The sequence below is a fragment of the Stenotrophomonas sp. PS02289 genome, assembly GCF_029960115.1.
Classification (GTDB): Bacteria; Pseudomonadota; Gammaproteobacteria; order Xanthomonadales; family Xanthomonadaceae; genus Stenotrophomonas.
The window spans coordinates 1-18,989 of sequence record NZ_JASCOZ010000008.1; the positions used below are offsets into that span (position 1 = coordinate 1).

Annotated in this window: 16 protein-coding genes; 11 read left to right on the plus strand and 5 right to left on the minus strand. The window is 65.8% G+C overall.

Annotated features, from left to right (window positions below):
- Positions 1-105: 105 nt before the first annotated feature.
- On the minus strand, positions 106-885 hold the full coding sequence (locus QMX83_RS02125) for an enoyl-CoA hydratase/isomerase family protein (protein ID WP_282295012.1): 780 nt from the start codon (positions 883-885) through the stop codon (positions 106-108).
- A gap of 34 nt (positions 886-919) precedes the next feature.
- Here QMX83_RS02125 and QMX83_RS02130 point away from each other — a divergent pair, with 34 nt between their 5' ends.
- A complete protein-coding gene (locus tag QMX83_RS02130) occupies positions 920-1,345 on the plus strand; it encodes a copper chaperone PCu(A)C (protein ID WP_282295013.1) in 426 nt (141 codons plus the stop codon).
- A gap of 24 nt (positions 1,346-1,369) precedes the next feature.
- Here the strand turns inward: QMX83_RS02130 and QMX83_RS02135 are convergent, their stop codons facing one another.
- Both QMX83_RS02135 and uvrA read right to left on the minus strand, forming a co-directional pair.
- Entirely contained in the window at positions 1,370-1,777 is a 408-nt protein-coding gene (locus QMX83_RS02135) for a thioesterase family protein (protein WP_282295014.1), read from the minus strand.
- Positions 1,777-4,773, minus strand: a complete 2,997-nt coding sequence (gene uvrA, locus QMX83_RS02140) for an excinuclease ABC subunit UvrA (protein ID WP_282295015.1) — start codon at positions 4,771-4,773, stop codon at positions 1,777-1,779. The genes QMX83_RS02135 and uvrA overlap by 1 nt, the downstream gene beginning before the upstream one ends.
- A 270-nt stretch (positions 4,774-5,043) precedes the next feature.
- On the opposite strand from uvrA, the gene rplU reads away from it, so the two are divergent.
- From rplU to obgE, 3 genes are all read left to right on the plus strand, one after another.
- The gene (rplU, locus tag QMX83_RS02145) at positions 5,044-5,361 is read left to right on the plus strand and encodes a 50S ribosomal protein L21 (RefSeq protein WP_282295016.1); all 318 of its coding nucleotides are present in this window, start codon (positions 5,044-5,046) and stop codon (positions 5,359-5,361) included.
- A gap of 15 nt (positions 5,362-5,376) precedes the next feature.
- The gene (rpmA, locus tag QMX83_RS02150; protein ID WP_125359195.1) at positions 5,377-5,637 is read left to right on the plus strand and encodes a 50S ribosomal protein L27; all 261 of its coding nucleotides are present in this window, start codon (positions 5,377-5,379) and stop codon (positions 5,635-5,637) included.
- Between the two features lie 158 nt (positions 5,638-5,795).
- Positions 5,796-6,848, plus strand: a complete 1,053-nt coding sequence (obgE, locus tag QMX83_RS02155) for a GTPase ObgE (RefSeq protein ID WP_282295017.1) — start codon at positions 5,796-5,798, stop codon at positions 6,846-6,848.
- 199 nt (positions 6,849-7,047) lie between these two features.
- Here the strand turns inward: obgE and rpsT are convergent, their stop codons facing one another.
- Positions 7,048-7,317, minus strand: a complete 270-nt coding sequence (gene rpsT / locus QMX83_RS02160; protein WP_017354922.1) for a 30S ribosomal protein S20 — start codon at positions 7,315-7,317, stop codon at positions 7,048-7,050.
- A 116-nt stretch (positions 7,318-7,433) separates the two neighbouring features.
- Here rpsT and murJ point away from each other — a divergent pair, with 116 nt between their 5' ends.
- The 7 genes from murJ (at position 7,434) to QMX83_RS02195 (ending at position 17,233) form a co-directional block, all read left to right on the plus strand.
- Positions 7,434-9,038: a murein biosynthesis integral membrane protein MurJ gene (gene murJ / locus QMX83_RS02165; protein ID WP_282295018.1), complete on the plus strand. Its 1,605-nt coding sequence runs from the start codon at positions 7,434-7,436 to the stop codon at positions 9,036-9,038.
- Between the two features lie 120 nt (positions 9,039-9,158).
- On the plus strand, positions 9,159-10,106 hold the full coding sequence (locus QMX83_RS02170) for a bifunctional riboflavin kinase/FAD synthetase (protein WP_282295019.1): 948 nt from the start codon (positions 9,159-9,161) through the stop codon (positions 10,104-10,106).
- Positions 10,103-12,937, plus strand: a complete 2,835-nt coding sequence (ileS, locus tag QMX83_RS02175; RefSeq protein ID WP_282295020.1) for an isoleucine--tRNA ligase — start codon at positions 10,103-10,105, stop codon at positions 12,935-12,937. The genes QMX83_RS02170 and ileS overlap by 4 nt, the downstream gene beginning before the upstream one ends.
- A complete protein-coding gene (gene lspA, locus QMX83_RS02180; protein ID WP_282295021.1) occupies positions 12,937-13,455 on the plus strand; it encodes a signal peptidase II in 519 nt (172 codons plus the stop codon). Before ileS ends, lspA begins: the two co-directional genes overlap by 1 nt.
- Before the next feature lie 33 nt (positions 13,456-13,488).
- Positions 13,489-14,439: a 4-hydroxy-3-methylbut-2-enyl diphosphate reductase gene (ispH, locus tag QMX83_RS02185; protein ID WP_282295022.1), complete on the plus strand. Its 951-nt coding sequence runs from the start codon at positions 13,489-13,491 to the stop codon at positions 14,437-14,439.
- A 296-nt stretch (positions 14,440-14,735) separates the two neighbouring features.
- Positions 14,736-16,616 carry a peptidase M61 gene (locus QMX83_RS02190; RefSeq protein ID WP_282295023.1) on the plus strand — a complete coding sequence of 627 codons (1,881 nt, stop codon included), beginning with the start codon at positions 14,736-14,738 and terminating at the stop codon, positions 16,614-16,616.
- Positions 16,613-17,233, plus strand: coding sequence for a lysoplasmalogenase (locus QMX83_RS02195; RefSeq protein WP_282295024.1), 621 nt, complete (start codon positions 16,613-16,615; stop codon positions 17,231-17,233). The genes QMX83_RS02190 and QMX83_RS02195 overlap by 4 nt, the downstream gene beginning before the upstream one ends.
- An 89-nt stretch (positions 17,234-17,322) precedes the next feature.
- Here QMX83_RS02195 and treA read toward each other — a convergent pair whose 3' ends face one another.
- The gene (treA, locus tag QMX83_RS02200) at positions 17,323-18,945 is read right to left on the minus strand and encodes an alpha,alpha-trehalase TreA (protein WP_282295025.1); all 1,623 of its coding nucleotides are present in this window, start codon (positions 18,943-18,945) and stop codon (positions 17,323-17,325) included.
- Positions 18,946-18,989: the final 44 nt, after the last annotated feature.

An 18,989-nucleotide genomic window follows, 5' to 3' on the forward strand; every position in this document is an offset into this window, starting at 1 on the left:
CGGCGCTACCGATGCGGACATGAACGCCTGGCGTGTCGGGAACGATTCAAACCAACGTTGAGCCGCCGGTAGCGCCGGCCGTTGGCCGGCCCAGGCGATGCGTCGTCACGCCTTCCCGATCCGTGCCACCAATGCCTGCAGGGCATTCTGCGCGTCCGGCGCGAACCAGGCCTCCACGAACCGGTCCAGCTGGATCAGCTCCGGGGCCAGTGCCTCGTGCAGGTCGGCGCGGGCAATGGCGCGGGTCAGCTGCATCGGCTGGCGCGGCAGCTTCAGCAGCTGCGCCAGCCAGGCCAGCGCACGGCCGACCACCTGGTCGCCGTCGGCCAGTTCATCCACCAGGCCGATCTGCAGCGCCTGTTCGGCCGGAACCAGTGCGCCGGTGGTCAGCAGCACGCTGGCCCGATGCGGACCCACCACCCGGCGCAGCAGGCGCTGGATGCCTTCGGGAGCCACCAGGCCCACCTGTACCTCGTTCAGGCCAATGCCGTACGGGCGCGCCGGATCGACGCTGCGCGCCATCACCCGGTAATCGCAGCACAGGGACAGCACGCAGCCGCCGGCCGGGGCGTGCCCGGTAATCGCCGCCACCACCGGAATGCGGCTTTCGGCAATCGTGCGCACCGCGCCGAAGAATGCATTCCAGCTGTCCAGCAGCTTGTGCTTGTCATCACCATGCGAGAGCAGGTGCGGCACATCCATGCCGCCGGTGAAGATGCGTTCGCTGCCGGACAGGATCACGCCATGCGCGTCCTCGGCCATGGCCAGCTCAACCGCGTGGATCAGCTGCCGGCAGAGTTCAGTGTCCAGCGCATTGACCGGCGGGCGCGCCAGGCGCAGCTCGCGGATGGGGCCATGGTTGATCACCTCGATAAGCGTCGTCATGCTGCGGTCTCGTTGCGGACGGGAAACTGAGGCGATGATAACCAAACCATTCGTTGGCGTATTGTTGGCGATGTGTGCAGGCGCAGCATCGGCGGCCGAACCGGCCTGTGTGGTGTTCGAGCAGGGTTGGGTGCGGCTGCCGCCGGCGCAGATGCCCATGGCCGCCGGTTACGGCGTGATCCACAACCGCTGCGCGCAGGCGGTCACCGTGGTGGCGGCCGGCAGCAAGGCGTTCGGCGAGGTGTCGCTGCACGAAACCACCGTGGTCAATGACGTCAGCCGCATGCGCGAAGTCGAGCGGCTGCCGGTGGCGGCGGGGGCACGGGTGGAACTCAAGCCCGGTGGGCTGCATCTGATGTTGATGCAGCCGGAAGTGACGCTGACCGAGGGCAGGGAGTTGCCGTTGCGGCTGAGCCTGGAGGACGGCCGCAAGGTGGATGGGGTATTGCAGGTCCGGTAGGCAACGACCGTTGGTCGTTGCGGATCAACCGCAGGCGCTGCGGATCGCCTCCGGCAACGGTGCGCTGCGCCCGGTCTGCGTATCCATCCACACCACCACCACATTGCCATCCGAATACAGCGTGGCCTCGTTCTTCTGATCAACGATGCGGTGGCCGATGGTCACGCTGCTGTTGCCCAGGCGCTCCACGAACAGCTCCACCACGATGTCGTTCGGCCACACGATCGGCGCGCGGTAATTGACATTGGTCGCCGCCACCACCGGTGCGATCCGATCGGTCATCGACACCCCTTCCACACCCAGCATCCAGCGCACGCGCGCCTCTTCCAGGTAGGAAATGTACTTGGCGTTGTTGACGTGGCCCATGCTGTCCATGTCACGCCAGCGCACGCTGATCGGAACGCGGGCGAGGATCTTGTGCTCGTTGCTCATCAGGCCTTCTTCTTCTTGGTTTTGTCGGCAGGGCTGCTCTTGCTGGCCTTGCCGGTGGTCTTGGCGGCGGCTGCCTTCTTGGCCGGCTTTTCCGGCTTCACCTTGCGCGGCGGGCGGGCGTCGGGCTTGTTGGCCACGGCCGCCGGCTGCTCGGGGCGCGCGGCAATGGAGGGCAGCATCTTGGCCAGGAACTGGCCGGTGTACGAATCCGGGTGAGCGGCCACGTCTTCCGGCGTGCCGGTGACCAGGATGGTGCCGCCACGATGGCCGCCTTCCGGCCCGAGGTCGACGATCCAGTCCGCGGTCTTGATCACGTCCAGGTTGTGCTCGATCACCACCACCGTGTTGCCTTCGTCGCGCAGCTTGTGCAGCACGCCGAGCAGCGCCTCGATGTCGTGGAAGTGCAGGCCGGTGGTCGGTTCGTCCAGGATGTACAGGGTGCGCCCGGTATCGCGGCGCGACAGTTCCTTGGACAGCTTCACGCGCTGCGCTTCACCGCCGGACAGCGTGGTCGCACTCTGGCCCAGCTTGATGTAGCTCAGACCCACGTCGACCAGCGTTTCCAGCTTGCGCGCGATGCTGGGCACCGGCTCGAAGAGCTTCAGCGCATCTTCGACGGTCATTTCCAGCACGTCGTTGATGTTGTAACCCTTGTACAGGATCTCCAGCGTTTCGCGGTTGTAGCGCTTGCCATGGCAGACGTCGCAAGGCACGTACACGTCCGGCAGGAAGTGCATCTCCACCTTGATCAGGCCATCGCCCTGGCAGGCTTCACAGCGACCGCCGCGCACGTTGAAGCTGAAACGGCCCGGCGAATAGCCGCGCGCACGCGCTTCCGGCACCTGCGCATACAGTTCGCGCAGCGGCGTGAACAGCCCGGTGTAGGTGGCCGGGTTCGAACGCGGGGTGCGGCCGATCGGCGACTGGTCGATGTCCACCACCTTGTCGAACAGGTCCAGGCCATCGACCGACTTGTACGGCGCGATCGCGTGCGAGGCCCCGTTGATCTCGTTGGCGGCCAGCGAGAACAGGGTGTCGTTGATCAGGGTCGACTTGCCCGAACCGGACACGCCGGTGATGCAGGTCAGCAGCCCCGACGGAATGTCCAGGTCCACGCCCTTGAGGTTGTTGCCGCTGGCCCCGCGCAGACGCAGGGTCATCTTCGGGTTCGGCTTGTGCCGGCGTGCCGGAATCTCGATGGCACGCTTGCCCGACAGGTACTGGCCGGTCAGCGAACGCGGCGCATCCAGGATGTCCTGCAGAGTGCCCTGGCCGACGATCTCGCCGCCGTGCACGCCCGCACCCGGACCGATATCCAGCACGTAGTCGGCCAGACGGATCGCGTCTTCGTCGTGCTCGACCACGATCACCGTGTTGCCGAGGTCGCGCAGACGGGTGAGGGTGCCGAGCAGGCGTTCGTTGTCGCGCTGGTGCAGGCCGATGGAGGGCTCGTCCAGCACATACATCACGCCGACCAGGCCGGCACCGATCTGGCTGGCCAGACGGATGCGCTGGGCTTCGCCGCCGGACAGGGTGTCAGCCTTGCGCTCCAGGGTGAGGTAATCCAGGCCCACGTCCACCAGGAAGCCCAGACGTTCGCCGATTTCCTTGACGATCTTGGCCGCGATCTCGCCGCGCCAGCCGGGCAGCGTCATCGTGCTGAAGAACTTCAGTGCTTCGTCAATCGGCAGTACCACCAGTTCCGGCAGCGCGCGGTCGGCCACGAAGACGTTGCGCGCGGCCTTGTTCAGGCGCGCACCGTGGCAGTCCGGGCAGTCGTGTTCGCTGATGTACTTGGCCAGCTCTTCCTGCACCGCCGCCGACTCGGTTTCCTTGTAGCGCCGCTCCAGGTTCGGAATGATGCCCTCGAAGCGGTGCTTGCGCTGGGTGCGGCCGCCGGCTTCGGTGAAGTAGGTAAAGGTGATGGTCTCATCGCCACTGCCGAACAGCACCGCCTGGCGCACGTCTTCCGGCAGGCTCTGCCAGGGCGCGTCCACGTCGAACTTGTAATGCTTGGCCAGCGAGGCGATCAACTGGAAGTAGTACGCATTGCGACGGTCCCAGCCGCGCACCGCGCCGGCCGAGAGCGACAGCTCCGGGTGGACCACCACCCGCGAAGGGTCAAAGAACTCGGCCAGGCCCAGACCGTCGCAGCCCGGGCAGGCCCCGATCGGCGAGTTGAACGAGAACAGGCGCGGTTCCAGCTCCGGCAGCGAGTAATCGCAGACCGGGCAGGAGTACTTGGACGAGAACAACACCGGCTCGGCGCCTTCCACATCCAGCGACTGCACCGAAACCATGCCGTCGCCCAGCTTCAGCGCGGTTTCAAAGCTCTCGGCCAGACGCTGCTTGATGTCCTCGCGCGGGCGGAAGCGGTCGATCACCGCCTCGATGGTGTGCTTCTGGCGCAGCGCCAGCGGCGGCACCGCGTCGATCTCGTACAGCACGCCATCCACGCGCACGCGCACGAAGCCCTGCGCGCGAAGCTGGTCGAACACCTGGGCGTGTTCGCCCTTGCGCTCGCGGATCACCGGGGCCAGCAGCATGTAGCGCTGTTCAGGGTCCAGGGTGAGCACGTGGTCGACCATCTGACTGACCGTCTGCGCTTCCAGCGGGTAGCCGTGGTCCGGGCAGCGCGGGCTGCCGACGCGGGCGTACAGCAGGCGCAGGTAGTCGTAGATCTCGGTGATGGTGCCGACGGTGGAGCGCGGGTTGTGCGAGGTCGACTTCTGCTCGATCGAGATCGCCGGCGACAGGCCCTCGATGTGGTCCAGGTCCGGCTTTTCCATCACGCTCAGGAACTGCCGGGCGTACGCCGACAGCGACTCCACGTAGCGGCGCTGACCCTCGGCGTAGATCGTGTCGAAGGCCAGCGAGGACTTGCCCGAGCCGGACAGGCCGGTGATGACGATCAGCTTGTCACGGGGCAGGTCGAGATCGATGTTCTTGAGATTGTGCGTCCGCGCGCCGCGGATGCGGATGAAATCCATCGCCATGGGGGATCCGTAGTGGGGCAGAGGGCAGGCTGGAGACGCCAATCGGTCAGCCTACCGAGCTTGGGATTTGGGGGCAATCGGCGACATTGCCAGCCCCCTGTCTCACCCCGTGCGACCGGTCTGGACGGGTTCCTGAACGGGGTTCAGGCCCGGTGGCGTCAGAGCGGGGGGTGGGTTGACCCGGGCCGGGGTGAATGCGTAAAATCCCGCTTCTGTCCGCCCTCGATGGCGGCAGTCCAAGACCACAATAACTACAGAGGAAGTCTGGTCATGTACGCAGTACTGGTCACCGGCGGTAAGCAATACCGCGTCGCGCAGGGTGAAACCCTCCGCGTTGAAAAGCTCGAAGTCGAAGTCGGCAGCGAGATCAAGTTCGACAACATCCTGCTGCTGGGCGACAGCGACGGCATCAAGCTGGGCGACGCGCTGAAGGGCGCTTCGGTCACCGCCAAGGTCGTGTCCCAGGGTCGTGCTGACAAGGTCCGGATCATCAAGTTCCGTCGCCGTAAGCACCACATGAAGCGCCAGGGTCACCGTCAGTACTACACCGAAATCGAGATCACCGGCGTCGCCGGTGGCAGCAAGTAATAAGGAGAAGCAGTCATGGCACATAAAAAGGGCGTAGGCTCCTCGCGCAACGGTCGCGACTCCAACCCGAAGTACCTCGGCGTGAAGATCTTCGGTGGCCAGGCCATCGACGCCGGCAACATCATCGTGCGTCAGCGCGGCACCCAGTTCCACCCGGGTACCGGCGTTGGCCTGGGCCGTGACCACACCCTGTTCGCTCTGATCGACGGCAAGGTGGAGTTCTCGGTGAAGGGCCCGAAGAAGCGTCGCACCGTCAGCGTCGTCGCCGAAGCCTGATCTTCGCGCGTCGCAGGCACCCGCGCCTGGCGCGTGGGGTAGCCGACAAAAGCCCCGCTTCCAGCGGGGCTTTTGTTTTCCCGGCATTCGAGCCGGGCATCTTTTAGACTTGCGGTGGGCATTCCTGCGCCCGCCGCCTCCAGTTGGCATCCAGAACCATGAAACTTGTAGACGAAGCAGAAATCCAGGTCATTGCCGGTAATGGCGGTAACGGCTGCGTCGGTTTCCGTCGCGAGAAGTTCATCCCGCTGGGCGGCCCGGACGGCGGCGACGGCGGCAACGGCGGCAGCGTGTACATCCGCGCCGACGAAAACCTGAACACCCTGGTCGACTTCCGTCACGAGCGCATCTTCAAGGCGCAGCGCGGCGAGAACGGCATGGGCCGCCAGGCCTATGGCAAGGGCGGTGAAGACCTCACCATCACCGTGCCGGTCGGCACCGTGGTGATCAACGTGGCCACCGACGAAGTCATTGGCGACCTGACCCAGCACAACGATCGCCTGCTGGTCGCCAAGGGCGGCCGCGGCGGCTTGGGCAACATGCATTTCAAAAGCTCCACCAACCGCTCGCCGCGCCAGGCGCTGCCGGGTGAGGAGGGCGAGGAGCGCCTGCTCAAGCTCGAGCTGAAGCTGCTGGCCGACGTTGGCCTGCTGGGCTTCCCGAACGCCGGCAAGAGCACCCTGATCCGCGCGGTATCCGCTGCGACCCCCAAGGTCGCCGATTACCCGTTCACCACCCTGTATCCCAACCTGGGCGTGGTCCGGGTCGAGAACTACCGCAGCTTCGTGATCGCCGACATTCCCGGCCTGATCGAAGGCGCGGCCGACGGTGCCGGCCTGGGTGCACAGTTCCTGCGTCACCTGCAGCGCACCCGCCTGCTGCTGCACCTCGTGGACATCTCGCCGATGGAAGGCGGCGTGGAAGGCATTTCGCCGGTTGAACAGGTCCGTGCCATCGAGCGCGAACTGGCCAAGCACGACCCGGAGCTGCTGGACAAGCCGCGCTGGCTGGTGCTGAACAAGGCCGACCTGATGTTCGAGGACGAGTCGCGTGCCGCGGCCGAGCAGATCGTGGCCGAGCTGGGCTGGACCCAGCCCTGGTTCCTGGTCTCCGCGCTGGGCCGTGAAGGCACCTGGCCGATCATGAATCAGGTGATGGCGTTCTTTGACCGCCAGAAAGAAGAAGAGGCAGATGCACGCGATGCGCTCTGAGCGCATCCATGCACACGTGAAAAACCCGGCCAAGGCCGGGTTTTTCTGTGGGGCAACGCTGTCTGTAGAGTCACGCCTTGCGTGGCTGGACACCGTCACCGCGCGCACAACAAAAAACCCGGTCAATGCCGGGCTTCTTGATCGGGCTTGGTCGAAGCCACGCAGGGCGTGGCTCTACGACCGGCACCGCGACGCCGTATCAGGCGGCCTTGAGGGCCTTGATGCGGGCGGTCAGACGGCTCTTATGACGAGCAGCCTTGTTCTTGTGGATCAGACCGCGCGAGCTGAAACGGTCGAGGATCGGCTGGGCGACGGCAAAGGCTGCCTCGGCGCCGGCGGCGTCATTGGCATCCAGAGCCTTGATCACCTTCTTGACAGCGGTGCGCAGCATCGAACGCTGAGCCGTGTTGCGCGCGTTGCGCACGACGGTCTGCTTGGCGCGCTTCTTGGCGGACTTGATATTGGCCACAGTGGTGGTTTCCTGAAAAATCGGTGTAATGGGAACAGCAAGCTGGAAAGTATGATGGCTCGAAAAATGTACGTCAAGTCAATTGTCAAGAGGGAACACGGGTGAGTTCACCAAGGATGTTGCGCGGGCTGCTGTCGTTCAGCAGCATGACCATGATTTCCCGCGTCCTGGGCCTGGTCCGCGACCAGGTCATCACCACCACGTTCGGCACCAACGCGGTGACCGACGCGTTCTGGGTGGCCTTCCGGGTGCCCAACTTCCTGCGCCGGCTGTTCGCGGAGGGCTCGTTCGCCACCGCCTTCGTGCCGGTGTTCACGGAAGTGAAAGAGACCCGCCCGCATGCCGAACTGCGCGAGCTCATGTCGCGCGTGGCCGGCACCCTGGGTGGGGTGCTGATGGTGGTCACCGCGCTGGCGCTGATCTTCGCCCCGCAGCTGGCCTCGCTGTTCTCCAGCGGGGTCGACACCGACCCGGTCAAGCACGGGCTGCTGGTCGACCTGTTCCGGCTGACCTTCCCGTTCCTGCTGTTCGTGTCGCTGACCGCGCTGGCGGGCGGGGCGCTGAACAGCTTCCAGAAGTTCGCGATGCCGGCGCTGACCCCGGTCATCCTCAACCTGTGCATGATCGCCGGTGCGCTGTGGCTGGCACCGCAGCTGGGCGGCACCCCGGAAAAGCAGATCCTGGCCCTGGGCTGGGCGGTGCTGGCCGCCGGTCTGCTGCAGCTGCTGTTCCAGCTGCCGTCGCTGAAGGGCATCAACCTGCTGACCCTGCCGCGCTGGGGCTGGCGGCATCCGGGCGTGCGCAAGGTGCTGACCCTGATGGTGCCGACCCTGTTCGGCTCGTCGGTGGCGCAGATCAACCTGCTGCTGGACACGGTGATCGCTGCCCAGCTGACCGACGGTTCGCAGTCGTGGCTGTCGCTGGCTGACCGCTTCCTGGAGCTGCCGCTGGGCGTGTTCGGGGTGGCCTTGGGCACCGTGATCCTGCCGGCGCTGGCCCGCCATCACGTGAGCACCGACAAGACTGGCTTCTCCAATGCGCTGGACTGGGGCCTGCGGACCACGCTGCTGATCGCGGTGCCGGCCATGCTCGGCCTGGTGCTGCTGGCCGAGCCGCTGATCGCCACGCTGTTCCAGTACCGTCAGTTCACCGCCTTCGACACCCGCATGACCGCGCTGTCGGTATACGGGCTGGCGGCCGGTCTGCCGGCCTTCGCCTTGCTGAAGGTGGTGCTGCCGGCGTTCTATGCCCGCCAGGACACCCGCACCCCGGTGCGCGCGGGTATCGCGGCGCTGGTCGCCAACATGGTGTTCAACTTCGCCCTGCTGGCGGTGCTGTACCACGTGATGGTGCCGGACGCGCTCAAGGCCCAGGGGGTGATGGTCGCGCTGGGCAAGCAGCCCGGCCTGCACCTGGCGCTGGGCATTGCCAGCGCGCTGTCCAGTTACCTGAACCTGGGCCTGCTCTGGTACTGGCTGGGCAAGACCGATGTCTACCAGCGCAAGCCCGGCTGGGCGGGCTACGTCACCCGGCTGCTGCTGGCCTGCGCGGCCATGGTGGGCGTGCTGCTGGCCCTGCTGTACGGCATGCCCGGCTTCACCGGCATGGACAAGTGGCACCGCATTGGCAATCTGGCCTTGCTGGTCGGCGCGGGCGGCCTCACCTATGTGGTGGCGCTGGTCGCGATGGGCTTCCGCCCCCGTCACCTGCGTGAACACTAAACGGTGATATCGGTTCTACCCCGTAGAGCCACGCCCTGCGTGGCTGCTCTTGACGCCCCGGCTATACTTGCCGGTCATACCAAGCAACACAGTGGCCTGGGTGGGCCGGATAACCAGTAGATGAGCAGGCTGTTCAGAAGCATCGAAGGCGGGCGTCTGTTCCCGCACGGAAGCGTGGTCTGCATCGGCGCGTTTGACGGCCTGCACCTGGGCCATCGTGCGCTGGTGCGCCATGCGGTCGCGCGTGCCCGTGCCTTGGGCGTCCCGGCCGTGGTGGTGGCCTTCGAGCCGCTGCCGCGCGAGTACTTCGCCCAAGGCGAGCCGCCGTCGCGGCTGACCCTGGCGCGCGACAAGGTGGCCGGCCTGAACGAACTGGGCGTGGACGCCATCGGCCTGCTGCGCTTCGACGCACGCATGGCGGCGATGTCGGCTGAAGCCTTCGTCGAACAGTTGCTGGTGCAGCGGCTGGGCGCGCGCGAGGTCTGGATCGGCCCGCAGTTCTGCTTCGGCAACCGCCGTCGCGGCGATCTGGCGCTGCTGCAGGCCATGGGCGAGCAGCATGGTTTCAGCGCCGGTGCGATCGACCCGGTCGACCTGCACGGCGAGCGCATTTCCGCCACCCGCATCCGCCAGCTGCTGCGCGAGGGCAACTTCGCCCACGCCGGCGACCTGCTCGGCCGTCCGTATGCCATCGGTGGGCGGGTGGTGCGCGGTCGCCAGCTGGGGCGCACGCTCGGCTTCCCTACCGCCAACCTGCGTTTTCCCAAGACGCCTGCACTGGCCGGCATCTATGCCACCTGGGTGCACGGCGTGTTCGACCAGCCGTGGCCGTCGGTGTCCAGCTTTGGCACCCGTCCCACCGTCGAGGGTGTGGAGCCGCTGCTGGAAGCCCACCTGTTCGACTTCCAGGGCGACCTGTACGGTCGGCACATTGAAGTTGAATTCGTCGCCAAACTGCGCGATGAAGAGAAGTTCCATGATCTGGCCGCGTTGACCGACCAGATGCACCGTGACGCCGACCAGGCCCGTCACATCCTTTCCGAACACAGATTGCGAGCCACTGCGTGAGCCAGGACTACAAAGCCACCCTTCATCTGCCAGCCACTGAATTCCCCATGCGCGGCGACCTGCCCAAGCGCGAGCCGGGCATTCTGTCGCGCTGGGAAGACGAGGGCCTGTACGCCCGCCTGCGCGAGAACGCGCAGGGTCGCCCGCTGTTCGTGCTGCACGACGGCCCGCCGTATGCCAACGGCCAAATCCACCTCGGCCACGCGGTCAACAAGATCCTCAAGGACATCATCGTCAAGTCGCGCTACCTGGCCGGCTTCGACGCGCCGTATGTGCCGGGCTGGGACTGCCATGGCCTGCCGATCGAAATCGCGGTGGAAAAGAAGTGGGGCAAGGTCGGTACCAAGCTCGACGCCGTCGCCTTCCGCCAGAAGTGCCGCGAGTACGCGGAAGAACAGATCGACCTGCAGCGCAAGGACTTCAAGCGTCTGGGCGTCACCGGCGACTGGGACAACCCCTACAAGACACTGAGCTTCGACTTCGAGGCCAACGAGATCCGTGCGCTGGCCAAGGTGGTCGCCAACGGTCACCTGCTGCGCGGCGCCAAGCCGGTGTACTGGTGCTTCGACTGCGGCTCGGCCCTGGCCGAAGCGGAAATCGAATACCAGGACAAGACCTCGCCGGCCATCGACGTGGCCTACGCCGCGCGTGACTCGCAGCAGCTGGCCGCCGCCTTCGGCGTGCAGCTGCCGGCCGGCGTGGAAGTGGCGGTGCCGATCTGGACCACCACCCCGTGGACCCTGCCGGCTTCGCTGGCGGTGTCGCTGGGCGCGGAAATCGAATACGCCCTGGTCGAAGGCCCGGCCCACAACGGTCAGCCGCGCTGGCTGGTGCTGGCCTCGGCGCTGGCTGAGCGCGCGCTGGCCCGCTACGGCGTGGACAACGTGGTGGTGCACGGTCATGCCACCGGTGCGGCGCTGGAAAACCTGCTGCTGGCGCATCCGTTCTACGCCGAGCGCGATATCCCGCTGCTCAACGGCGACCACGTTTCCGACGCCGACGGTACCGGTGCGGTGCATACCGCCCCCGGTCACGGCCAGGAAGACTATGCGGTGTGCCTGAAGTACGGCCTGGTGGAAAAGTACAACGCTGGCCAGATCAATCCGGTCGATGGGGGCGGCGTGTACCTGCCGTCGACCCCGCCGGCCGGTGACCTGGTGCTGGCCGGGCAGCACATCTGGAAGGCGCAGCAGCCGATCATCGACGTGCTGCGTGCCAGCGGCGCGCTGCTGGCGTTCGTTGAGATCGTGCACAGCTATCCGCATTGCTGGCGCCACAAGAAGACCCCGCTGGTGTTCCGTGCCACCCCGCAGTGGTTCATCTCGATGGAGCAGGCCAACCTGCGCCGTGATGCACTGGCCGCGATCGACACCGTCGGCTGGTTCCCGAGCTGGGGCAAGGCGCGCATCGCCAGCATGGTCGAAGGCCGTCCGGACTGGACCATCTCGCGCCAGCGCACCTGGGGCGTGCCGATCGCGCTGTTCATCCACCGCGAAACCGGCGAGCCGCATCCCAACACCGTCGCCCTGATGAACCAGGTTGCCGACCGCGTCGAAGTGGAAGGCATCGACGTGTGGTACTCGCTGGACGCCGCCGAACTGCTCGGCGACGAGGCCGCGCAGTACGAAAAGGTCACTGACATCCTCGACGTGTGGTTCGACTCCGGTGTCACCCACGAAGGCGTGCTGCTGGCGCGTGGCTACGGCAAGCCGGCCGATCTGTACCTGGAAGGCTCGGACCAGCACCGCGGCTGGTTCCAGTCGTCGCTGCTGACCGGCGTGGCCATCGACAAGCGTGCGCCGTACAAGCAGTGCCTCACCCACGGTTTCACCGTGGACGAGCACGGCCGCAAGATGTCCAAGTCGGAAAAGAACGGCATCGAGCCGCAGGAAATCATGAAGACCCTGGGTGCGGACATCCTGCGCCTGTGGATCGCTTCGGCCGACTACAGCAACGAAATGTCGCTGTCGCAGGAAATCCTCAAGCGCAACGCCGACGCCTACCGTCGCCTGCGTAATACCGCGCGCTTCCTGCTCGGCAACCTGGACGGTTTCGATCCTGCCCAGCACCTGGTCGCCCCGGCCGACATGGTCGCGCTCGACCGCTGGATCGTGCACCGCGCCTGGGAAGTGCAGGAGAAGATCAAGGCCTCGTACACCGCCTACAACATGGCCGAGATCGTGCAGCTGCTGCTGAACTTCTGCAGCGTGGACCTGGGCTCGCTGTATCTGGACGTGACCAAGGACCGCCTGTACACCATGCCGGTGGATTCGCGTGGCCGCCGTTCGGCGCAAAGCGCGATGTATCACATCGCCGAAGCCTTCACCCGCTGGGTGGCCCCGATCCTGACCTTCACCGCCGACGAGCTGTGGGGGTACCTGCCGGGCAAGCGCGCCGACAACGTGCTGTTCTCCACCTGGTATGAAGGCCTGGTCCCGCTGCCGGCCGACGCACCGCTCAACGCCGCTGATTTCGACCAACTGCTGGCCGTGCGCGAGCAGGTCGCCAAGGTGCTGGAGCCGATGCGCGCCAACGGTGCCATCGGTGCCGCGCTGGAAGCGGAAATCACCGTGGCGGCCAATGAGGAGACCGCCGCGCGCTGGGCTCCGCTGGCCGAGGAGCTGCGCTTCCTGTTCATCAGCGGTGACGTCAGCGTGCGTCCGGCGACCACCGACGAGGTGTTCGTCAGCGCCCAGCCGACCGAGAAGCAGAAGTGCGTGCGCTGCTGGCACTACCGCGCCGACATCGGCGTGGTCGCCGCCCACCCGGAACTGTGCGGTCGTTGCGCGAGCAACGTCGACGGTGCCGGCGAAGACCGCAGGTGGTTCTGATGAGCGCTTCCCGCGTGCGTCCCAATGCACTGGTGTGGCTGGTGCTGTCGGCAGTCATCATCGGCCTGGACCAGCTGACCAAGACCTGGGTGCTGTCCAGTCTGCCCGAGTTCGAGCCGGTCGCGGTCATTGACGGCTTCTGGAACTGGTACCGCACCTACAACACCGGTGCGGCGTTCAGTTTCCTGAGCGATGCCGGTGGCTGGCAGCTGTGGTTCTTCACCGCGCTGGCCGTTGGCATCAGTGGCCTGATGGCGTTCTGGCTGTCGCGCACCCCGCGCGGCCACTGGCGCAGCGCAGCCCCGTACGCACTGGTGATCGGCGGGGCCATCGGCAACGTCATTGACCGCCAGGTGCACGGTCATGTGGTGGACTTCATCCAGTGGTACATCGGCGACCATTACTGGCCGGCGTTCAATATTGCCGACGCCGCCATCGTGGTCGGAGCCATTGGCATTGCAGTGTTCGGCCTGTTTGACGGCAAGTCCGCCAAAAAGGCGGATAATGCCAACCCGTAACATCAAGCCGGCGCTGGCCGGGAGACCTGTCTGATGGATGTGCTGCTTGCCAACCCGCGTGGATTCTGTGCCGGTGTCGATCGTGCGATCGAGATCGTCAAGCGCGCGATCGAAACGCTGGGCGCGCCCATCTACGTGCGCCATGAAGTGGTGCACAACCGCTTCGTGGTGGACGATCTCAAGCAGCGCGGCGCGATCTTCGTCGAGGAACTCGACGAAGTGCCAGACAACAACACCGTCATCTTCAGCGCCCACGGCGTTTCCCAGGCCGTGCGCCAGGAAGCCGAGCGCCGTGGCCTGAAGGTGTTCGACGCCACCTGTCCGCTGGTCACCAAGGTCCACTTCGAAGTCGCCCGTCACTGCCGTGCCGGCCGCGACGTGGTGCTGATCGGCCACGCCGGTCACCCGGAAGTGGAGGGCACCATGGGCCAGTGGAACCGCGAAGCCGGTACCGGCCAGATCTATCTGGTGGAAGATGTCGAGCAGGTGGCCACCCTGCACATCAACCAGCCGGAAAACTTCGCCTACACCACCCAGACCACGCTCTCGGTGGATGACACGCGCGGCATCATCGACGCCCTGCGCGAGCGCTTCCCGGCCATGCAGGGTCCGAAGAACGACGACATCTGCTACGCCACCCAGAACCGCCAGGACGCCGTGCGCGACCTCGCCAAGCGCTGTGACCTGGTGCTGGTGGTCGGTTCGCCGAACAGCTCCAATTCCAACCGCCTCAGCGAGCTGGCCATCCGTGAGGGTGTGGAAAGCTACCTGATCGATGGCGCGCACGAAATCGATCCGGCCTGGGTCGTCGGCAAGCGGCACATCGGCCTCACCGCCGGTGCCTCCGCCCCGCAGGTGCTGGTGGACGGTGTCCTCGCCCGCCTGCGCGAGCTCGGTGCCAACAGTGTGGGTGAGTTGGATGGTGAGCCCGAATCGATGGTGTTTGCGTTGCCCAAGGAATTGCGGCTGCGTTTGATTTCCTGAGGTTTGCAGGCGTTTGCCCGGTCGGCTCCATGCGTTAATGGGCCGATCATCGTTCTCGGCAGGCGTCTTGCGACCGCCTCTACCAAGGCTCCGGACCATGGCGTGCCACGTCACGGTCGACGTCCATGCGCGATCCCGACACTCGTCGACCCCGCGCGAACCCGCTTTGGTAGAGTCGCACGACAGTCGACTGCCGATAACAACACCCCACGCGACGAAGGCATGACCTTCGGCCATGTAACGCTCCCGCACACAGGTCTAGCATCAAGGATTCAGTCCCACCGGATCCAACCTTGATGCTTCTGCGCGCCGCCGTCCTCTCCGCCCTGCTGTTCACCACCGCAGGCGCATCCGCCCAGACCCCGCCGCCGCAGGACGTCCCGTTCCCCGGCACCCTGCGCATCGACGTAGACGCACGCGACATCGGCCGCCGCATCTTCAAGGTCAAAGCGACCATCCCGGCACAACCTGGCCCGCTCACCCTGCTGTACCCGCAGTGGCTGCCCGGCGCGCATTCCCCCAGCGGCCCGATCGACAAGCTCGCCGGCCTGCAGGTGACCGCCAACGGCAAATCGCTCACCTGGACGCGTGACCCGTACAACGTCTACGCCTTCACCGTGAACGTGCCGCAGGGTGCCACCGACGTGGTCGCCAACTTCAACTTCATGTCTTCCCAGGGCGGTACCCAGGGCAGGGTGGTGATGACCCCGGACATGCTCAACCTGCAGTGGAACGCCAACTCGCTGTACCCCGCTGGCGTGAACACCCGCAACATCCAGGCCCAGGCAACCGTCACTTTGCCGCCCGGCTGGAAGTACGCCACCGCGCTGGAGACCGAGCGCCGCGACGGCGACACCGTGGTGTTCAAGCCGATCAGCTACGACCACCTGGTCGACTCGCCGCTGTTCGCTGGCCAGCACTACCAGCAGTTCGATCTCGACCCGGGCGCGAAGGTGCCCGTGCGTCTGAATGTGTTCGCCGACAACGCCAAGTCGCTCGAGGCCAAGCCCGAGCAGATCCAGGCGCATCGCGCGCTGGTGCAGCAGATCTACAAGCTCTACGGCGCACGCCACTTCGACCGCTACGAGTTCCTGCTGGCCCTCACCAGCCAGCTTGGCGGCATCGGCCTGGAGCACCAGCGCTCCAGTGAAAACAGCGGCGACACCGGCTACTTCACCGAGTGGGACAGCACCTGGCTGGGCCGCGATCTGCTGCCGCATGAGTTCAACCATTCGTGGAACGGCAAGTACCGTCGCGGTGCCGACCTGACCACCGCCAACTTCAATGTGCCCATGGGCGACAGCCTGCTGTGGCTGTATGAAGGCCAGACCCAGTTCTGGGGCCAGGTGCTGGCCGCGCGCTCCGGCCTGTGGAGCGTCGACCAGACCCGCGACATGCTCGCCAATGTCGCCGCCACCTACGACCGTGGTCGCCCCGGTTTGGCCTGGCGCAACCTGCAGGACACCACCAACGATCCCACCATCGCCCAGCGCCGCGCGCTCGCCTTCCGCAACTACCAGATGAGCGAGGACTACTACTCCGGCGGGCAGATGGTGTGGCTGGACGTGGAAGGCAAGCTGCGCGCCTTGACCGGCAACAAGCGCAGCCTGGATGATTTCGCCAAGGCCTTCTTCGGCATGCGCGACGGCGACTGGAACGTGAACACCTACACCTTCGAGGACGTGGTGAGCACCTTGAACGGCATCGCCCCGTACGACTGGGCGACCTTCCTGCGCGAGCGTCTGGACGGACATGGTCCGCTCATCGGTGGGCTGGAAGCCGCCGGCTGGAAGCTGGTCTACACCGACACGCCGAATGAGGCCTTCAAGGCCCAGCAGACGCGCGGCAAGAACACCAACCTCCTGTATTCCATCGGACTGGCGGTCAGCGACAGTGGTGCCATCACCGACGTGCTGTGGGACAGCCCCGCCTTCAACGCCGGCTTGGCCCCGGGCATGACCGTGCAGGCGATCAACGGCCGGGTGTACAAGGGCGAAGTGCTCAAGGATGCCGTCGCTGACGCCAAGGCCAACAAGGCCCCCATCACCCTGCTGGTACGCAGCTTCGACCGCATCGACACGGTGCGCATCGACTATCACGGCGGCCTGCAGTACCCGAAGCTGGAGCGCATTGCCGGCAAGCCGGACCGCCTTGCCGAGTTGTGGAAGGCGCGATGAACCTGCGCCGCGACGTGCCGATTGCGGTGGCGGCGATAGCCGCCATCGTCGGCGCGTCGCTGGACGGCGACGGCCGCTGGCTGCACTACATCGCCAAGCCGCTCACCACACTGCTCATCGCCGCCATCGCGTGGCGGGCGGGTGGTGACCCCGGTTACCGCCGCGCCATCCTCGCCGGCATGGCGTTCTCCTGCATCGGCGACATCGCGCTGATGCTGCCGTTCGATGCCTTCGTTCCCGGCTTGGTCGCGTTCCTGCTCGCGCACCTCTGTTACATTGTCGCCTTCCGCGCAGGCTTCAAAGCGGGCAGGGCACTGCTGATGTCCGGCGCACTGGTCGCCCTGTTTGCAGGCAGCAACCTCATCGGCCTCTGGCCGCTGCTCCCCGCTGAACTGAAAGTCCCCGTAGTCGCCTACGTCCTGGTGCTCGCCCTGATGGCCACACTGGCCCTCGCACGCGGCCCCCGCTTCGCCGCAGTAGGTGCCGCCTTCTTCGTCATCAGCGACTGCGCGCTCGCCTGGGACCGCTTCGGCGGCGGCCTTCCGGCCGCCAGCCTCATCGTTCTAGGAACTTACTACTCCGCTCAGTACTGCATCGCCCGGTCTGTATCCCGGTAGAGTCGGTCGCAAGACGACTGCCCTGAAATTCTCAACACCCGGTAACGCATGACCCTAAGCCGAAACCGGCTCTCCCCAAGAACCCAACATCACTCCACATCCCCCGCACCCTCACACTTCCGTCCCGGATCACACAACCGATCCAACAACGCCAACGCAACCCCATTACTCCACCCAAACCCATCCTGCAACGGATACTCCCCCCCACCACCACCGCCCACTTCCCCTTCCACCACATACTTCTCCACCAACTTCCCCTCACGCTCATACACCCGCTGCACCGTCCTTAAAAACCGCACGCCCACCTGTCGTGCCAACCGATCCTGCCCATACCGCTGCAATCCATCCACCGCCACCCACTGCAACGGGGCCCACCCATTCGGCGCATCCCACTGCTGCCCGGTGTTCTCCGTCGTAGTCAACAACCCACCTTCGCGCAGCAACTGCACCTCCACACCCTGTGCAGTACGCTTCGCCTGAGCAGGCTCCGCCACTTCCAGCCACAACGGGAACAACGCCGCCGCCGTCAGCGCCGGACGTGGCGTCCCACGTTCCAAATCCCGGTCCGCATACCAGCCCTGGCGCTCATCCCACAGCAACGCATTGATCGCCTGCTTCCGCTGCTTCGCCATCCGCTCAAAATCGCGCGCCACCGCACGTTCACCCGAAGCCCGCGCCGCCCGCGCCACCGTCTTCTCCAGATGGAACAGCAGACTGTTCAAATCCACCGGCACAATCTGCGTCGTATGAATGCTGCTCAGCTCCGCCGGATGCACCAGCCAGCGCGAACTGAAATCCCAGCCCGACTCCGCGCCCGCACGCAGATCGCGGTACACCTGTGAAGGCGCGCGCTCCGGAGCCTTCGCGGCGGTAGCCAGATCATCCGTCCACGACTCCGTACGCGGCACTGCACGCGCATCCCAGTAGCGATTGAGCAGGCTGCCATCGTTCATCCGCACCACGCGCTCACTCGCTGCGCCGGGAGCCAGCCCCTCTGAACCTCGCATCCAGAACGCATGCTCCGCCCGCAACTGTGGCAGATAGCGTTCGTAAGCTGCATCGCCTTCATGCGTCGCCAGCAGGTCCACCATCAAACTAAAGAACGGCGGCTGCGACCGACTCAGGTAATAGCTGCGGTTGCCATTGGGAATATGCCCGTACTGATCCAACTGCCAGGCGAAGTTGTCCACCATGTCGCGCATCTGGTCCCAGCGCCCACTAGAAGCCAGCCCCAGCAGGGTGAAGTAGCTGTCCCAGTAGTAGACCTCACGGAAGCGACCGCCCGGCACCACGTAGGGTTTGGGCAGGGGCAGGAGGGAGCCGTTTGGATCCACGGTGGGTGTGGAGCGGGTCAGATGCGGCCACAGGGTTTCGATGTGCGCCCGCAGCGTCTGGCCGGCAGGCGGGACGTAGGCCGCAGCCTCGCCGGGTAGGGTGAAGTTCTCACCTACAAAGGTGCCAAGGTCGAACCCAGGCTGGGCGCGGGCGCGTTCCCATTCCGCGACGACCGCCGCCGGATCACCCCCCTTGGGCACCGCATCGGCGAAGGTCTTCTGGTCGGGGAACAGGTGCGCGCGCTGGACCTGCTGAAACAGAGGCTGCCAGTGCTGGTCAGGCGGCGAGGGGAGCGGGGCGGTCGGCTGAAGCGCCAGCGCCGGTGTGCTGAGCAGGCCGAACAGCAATGCAGAAGCCAGGGCGGCACGTGTGGACATGCGGTCGCATCCTCTGATGACGGTCGCAGTGTATCTGCGCGCCT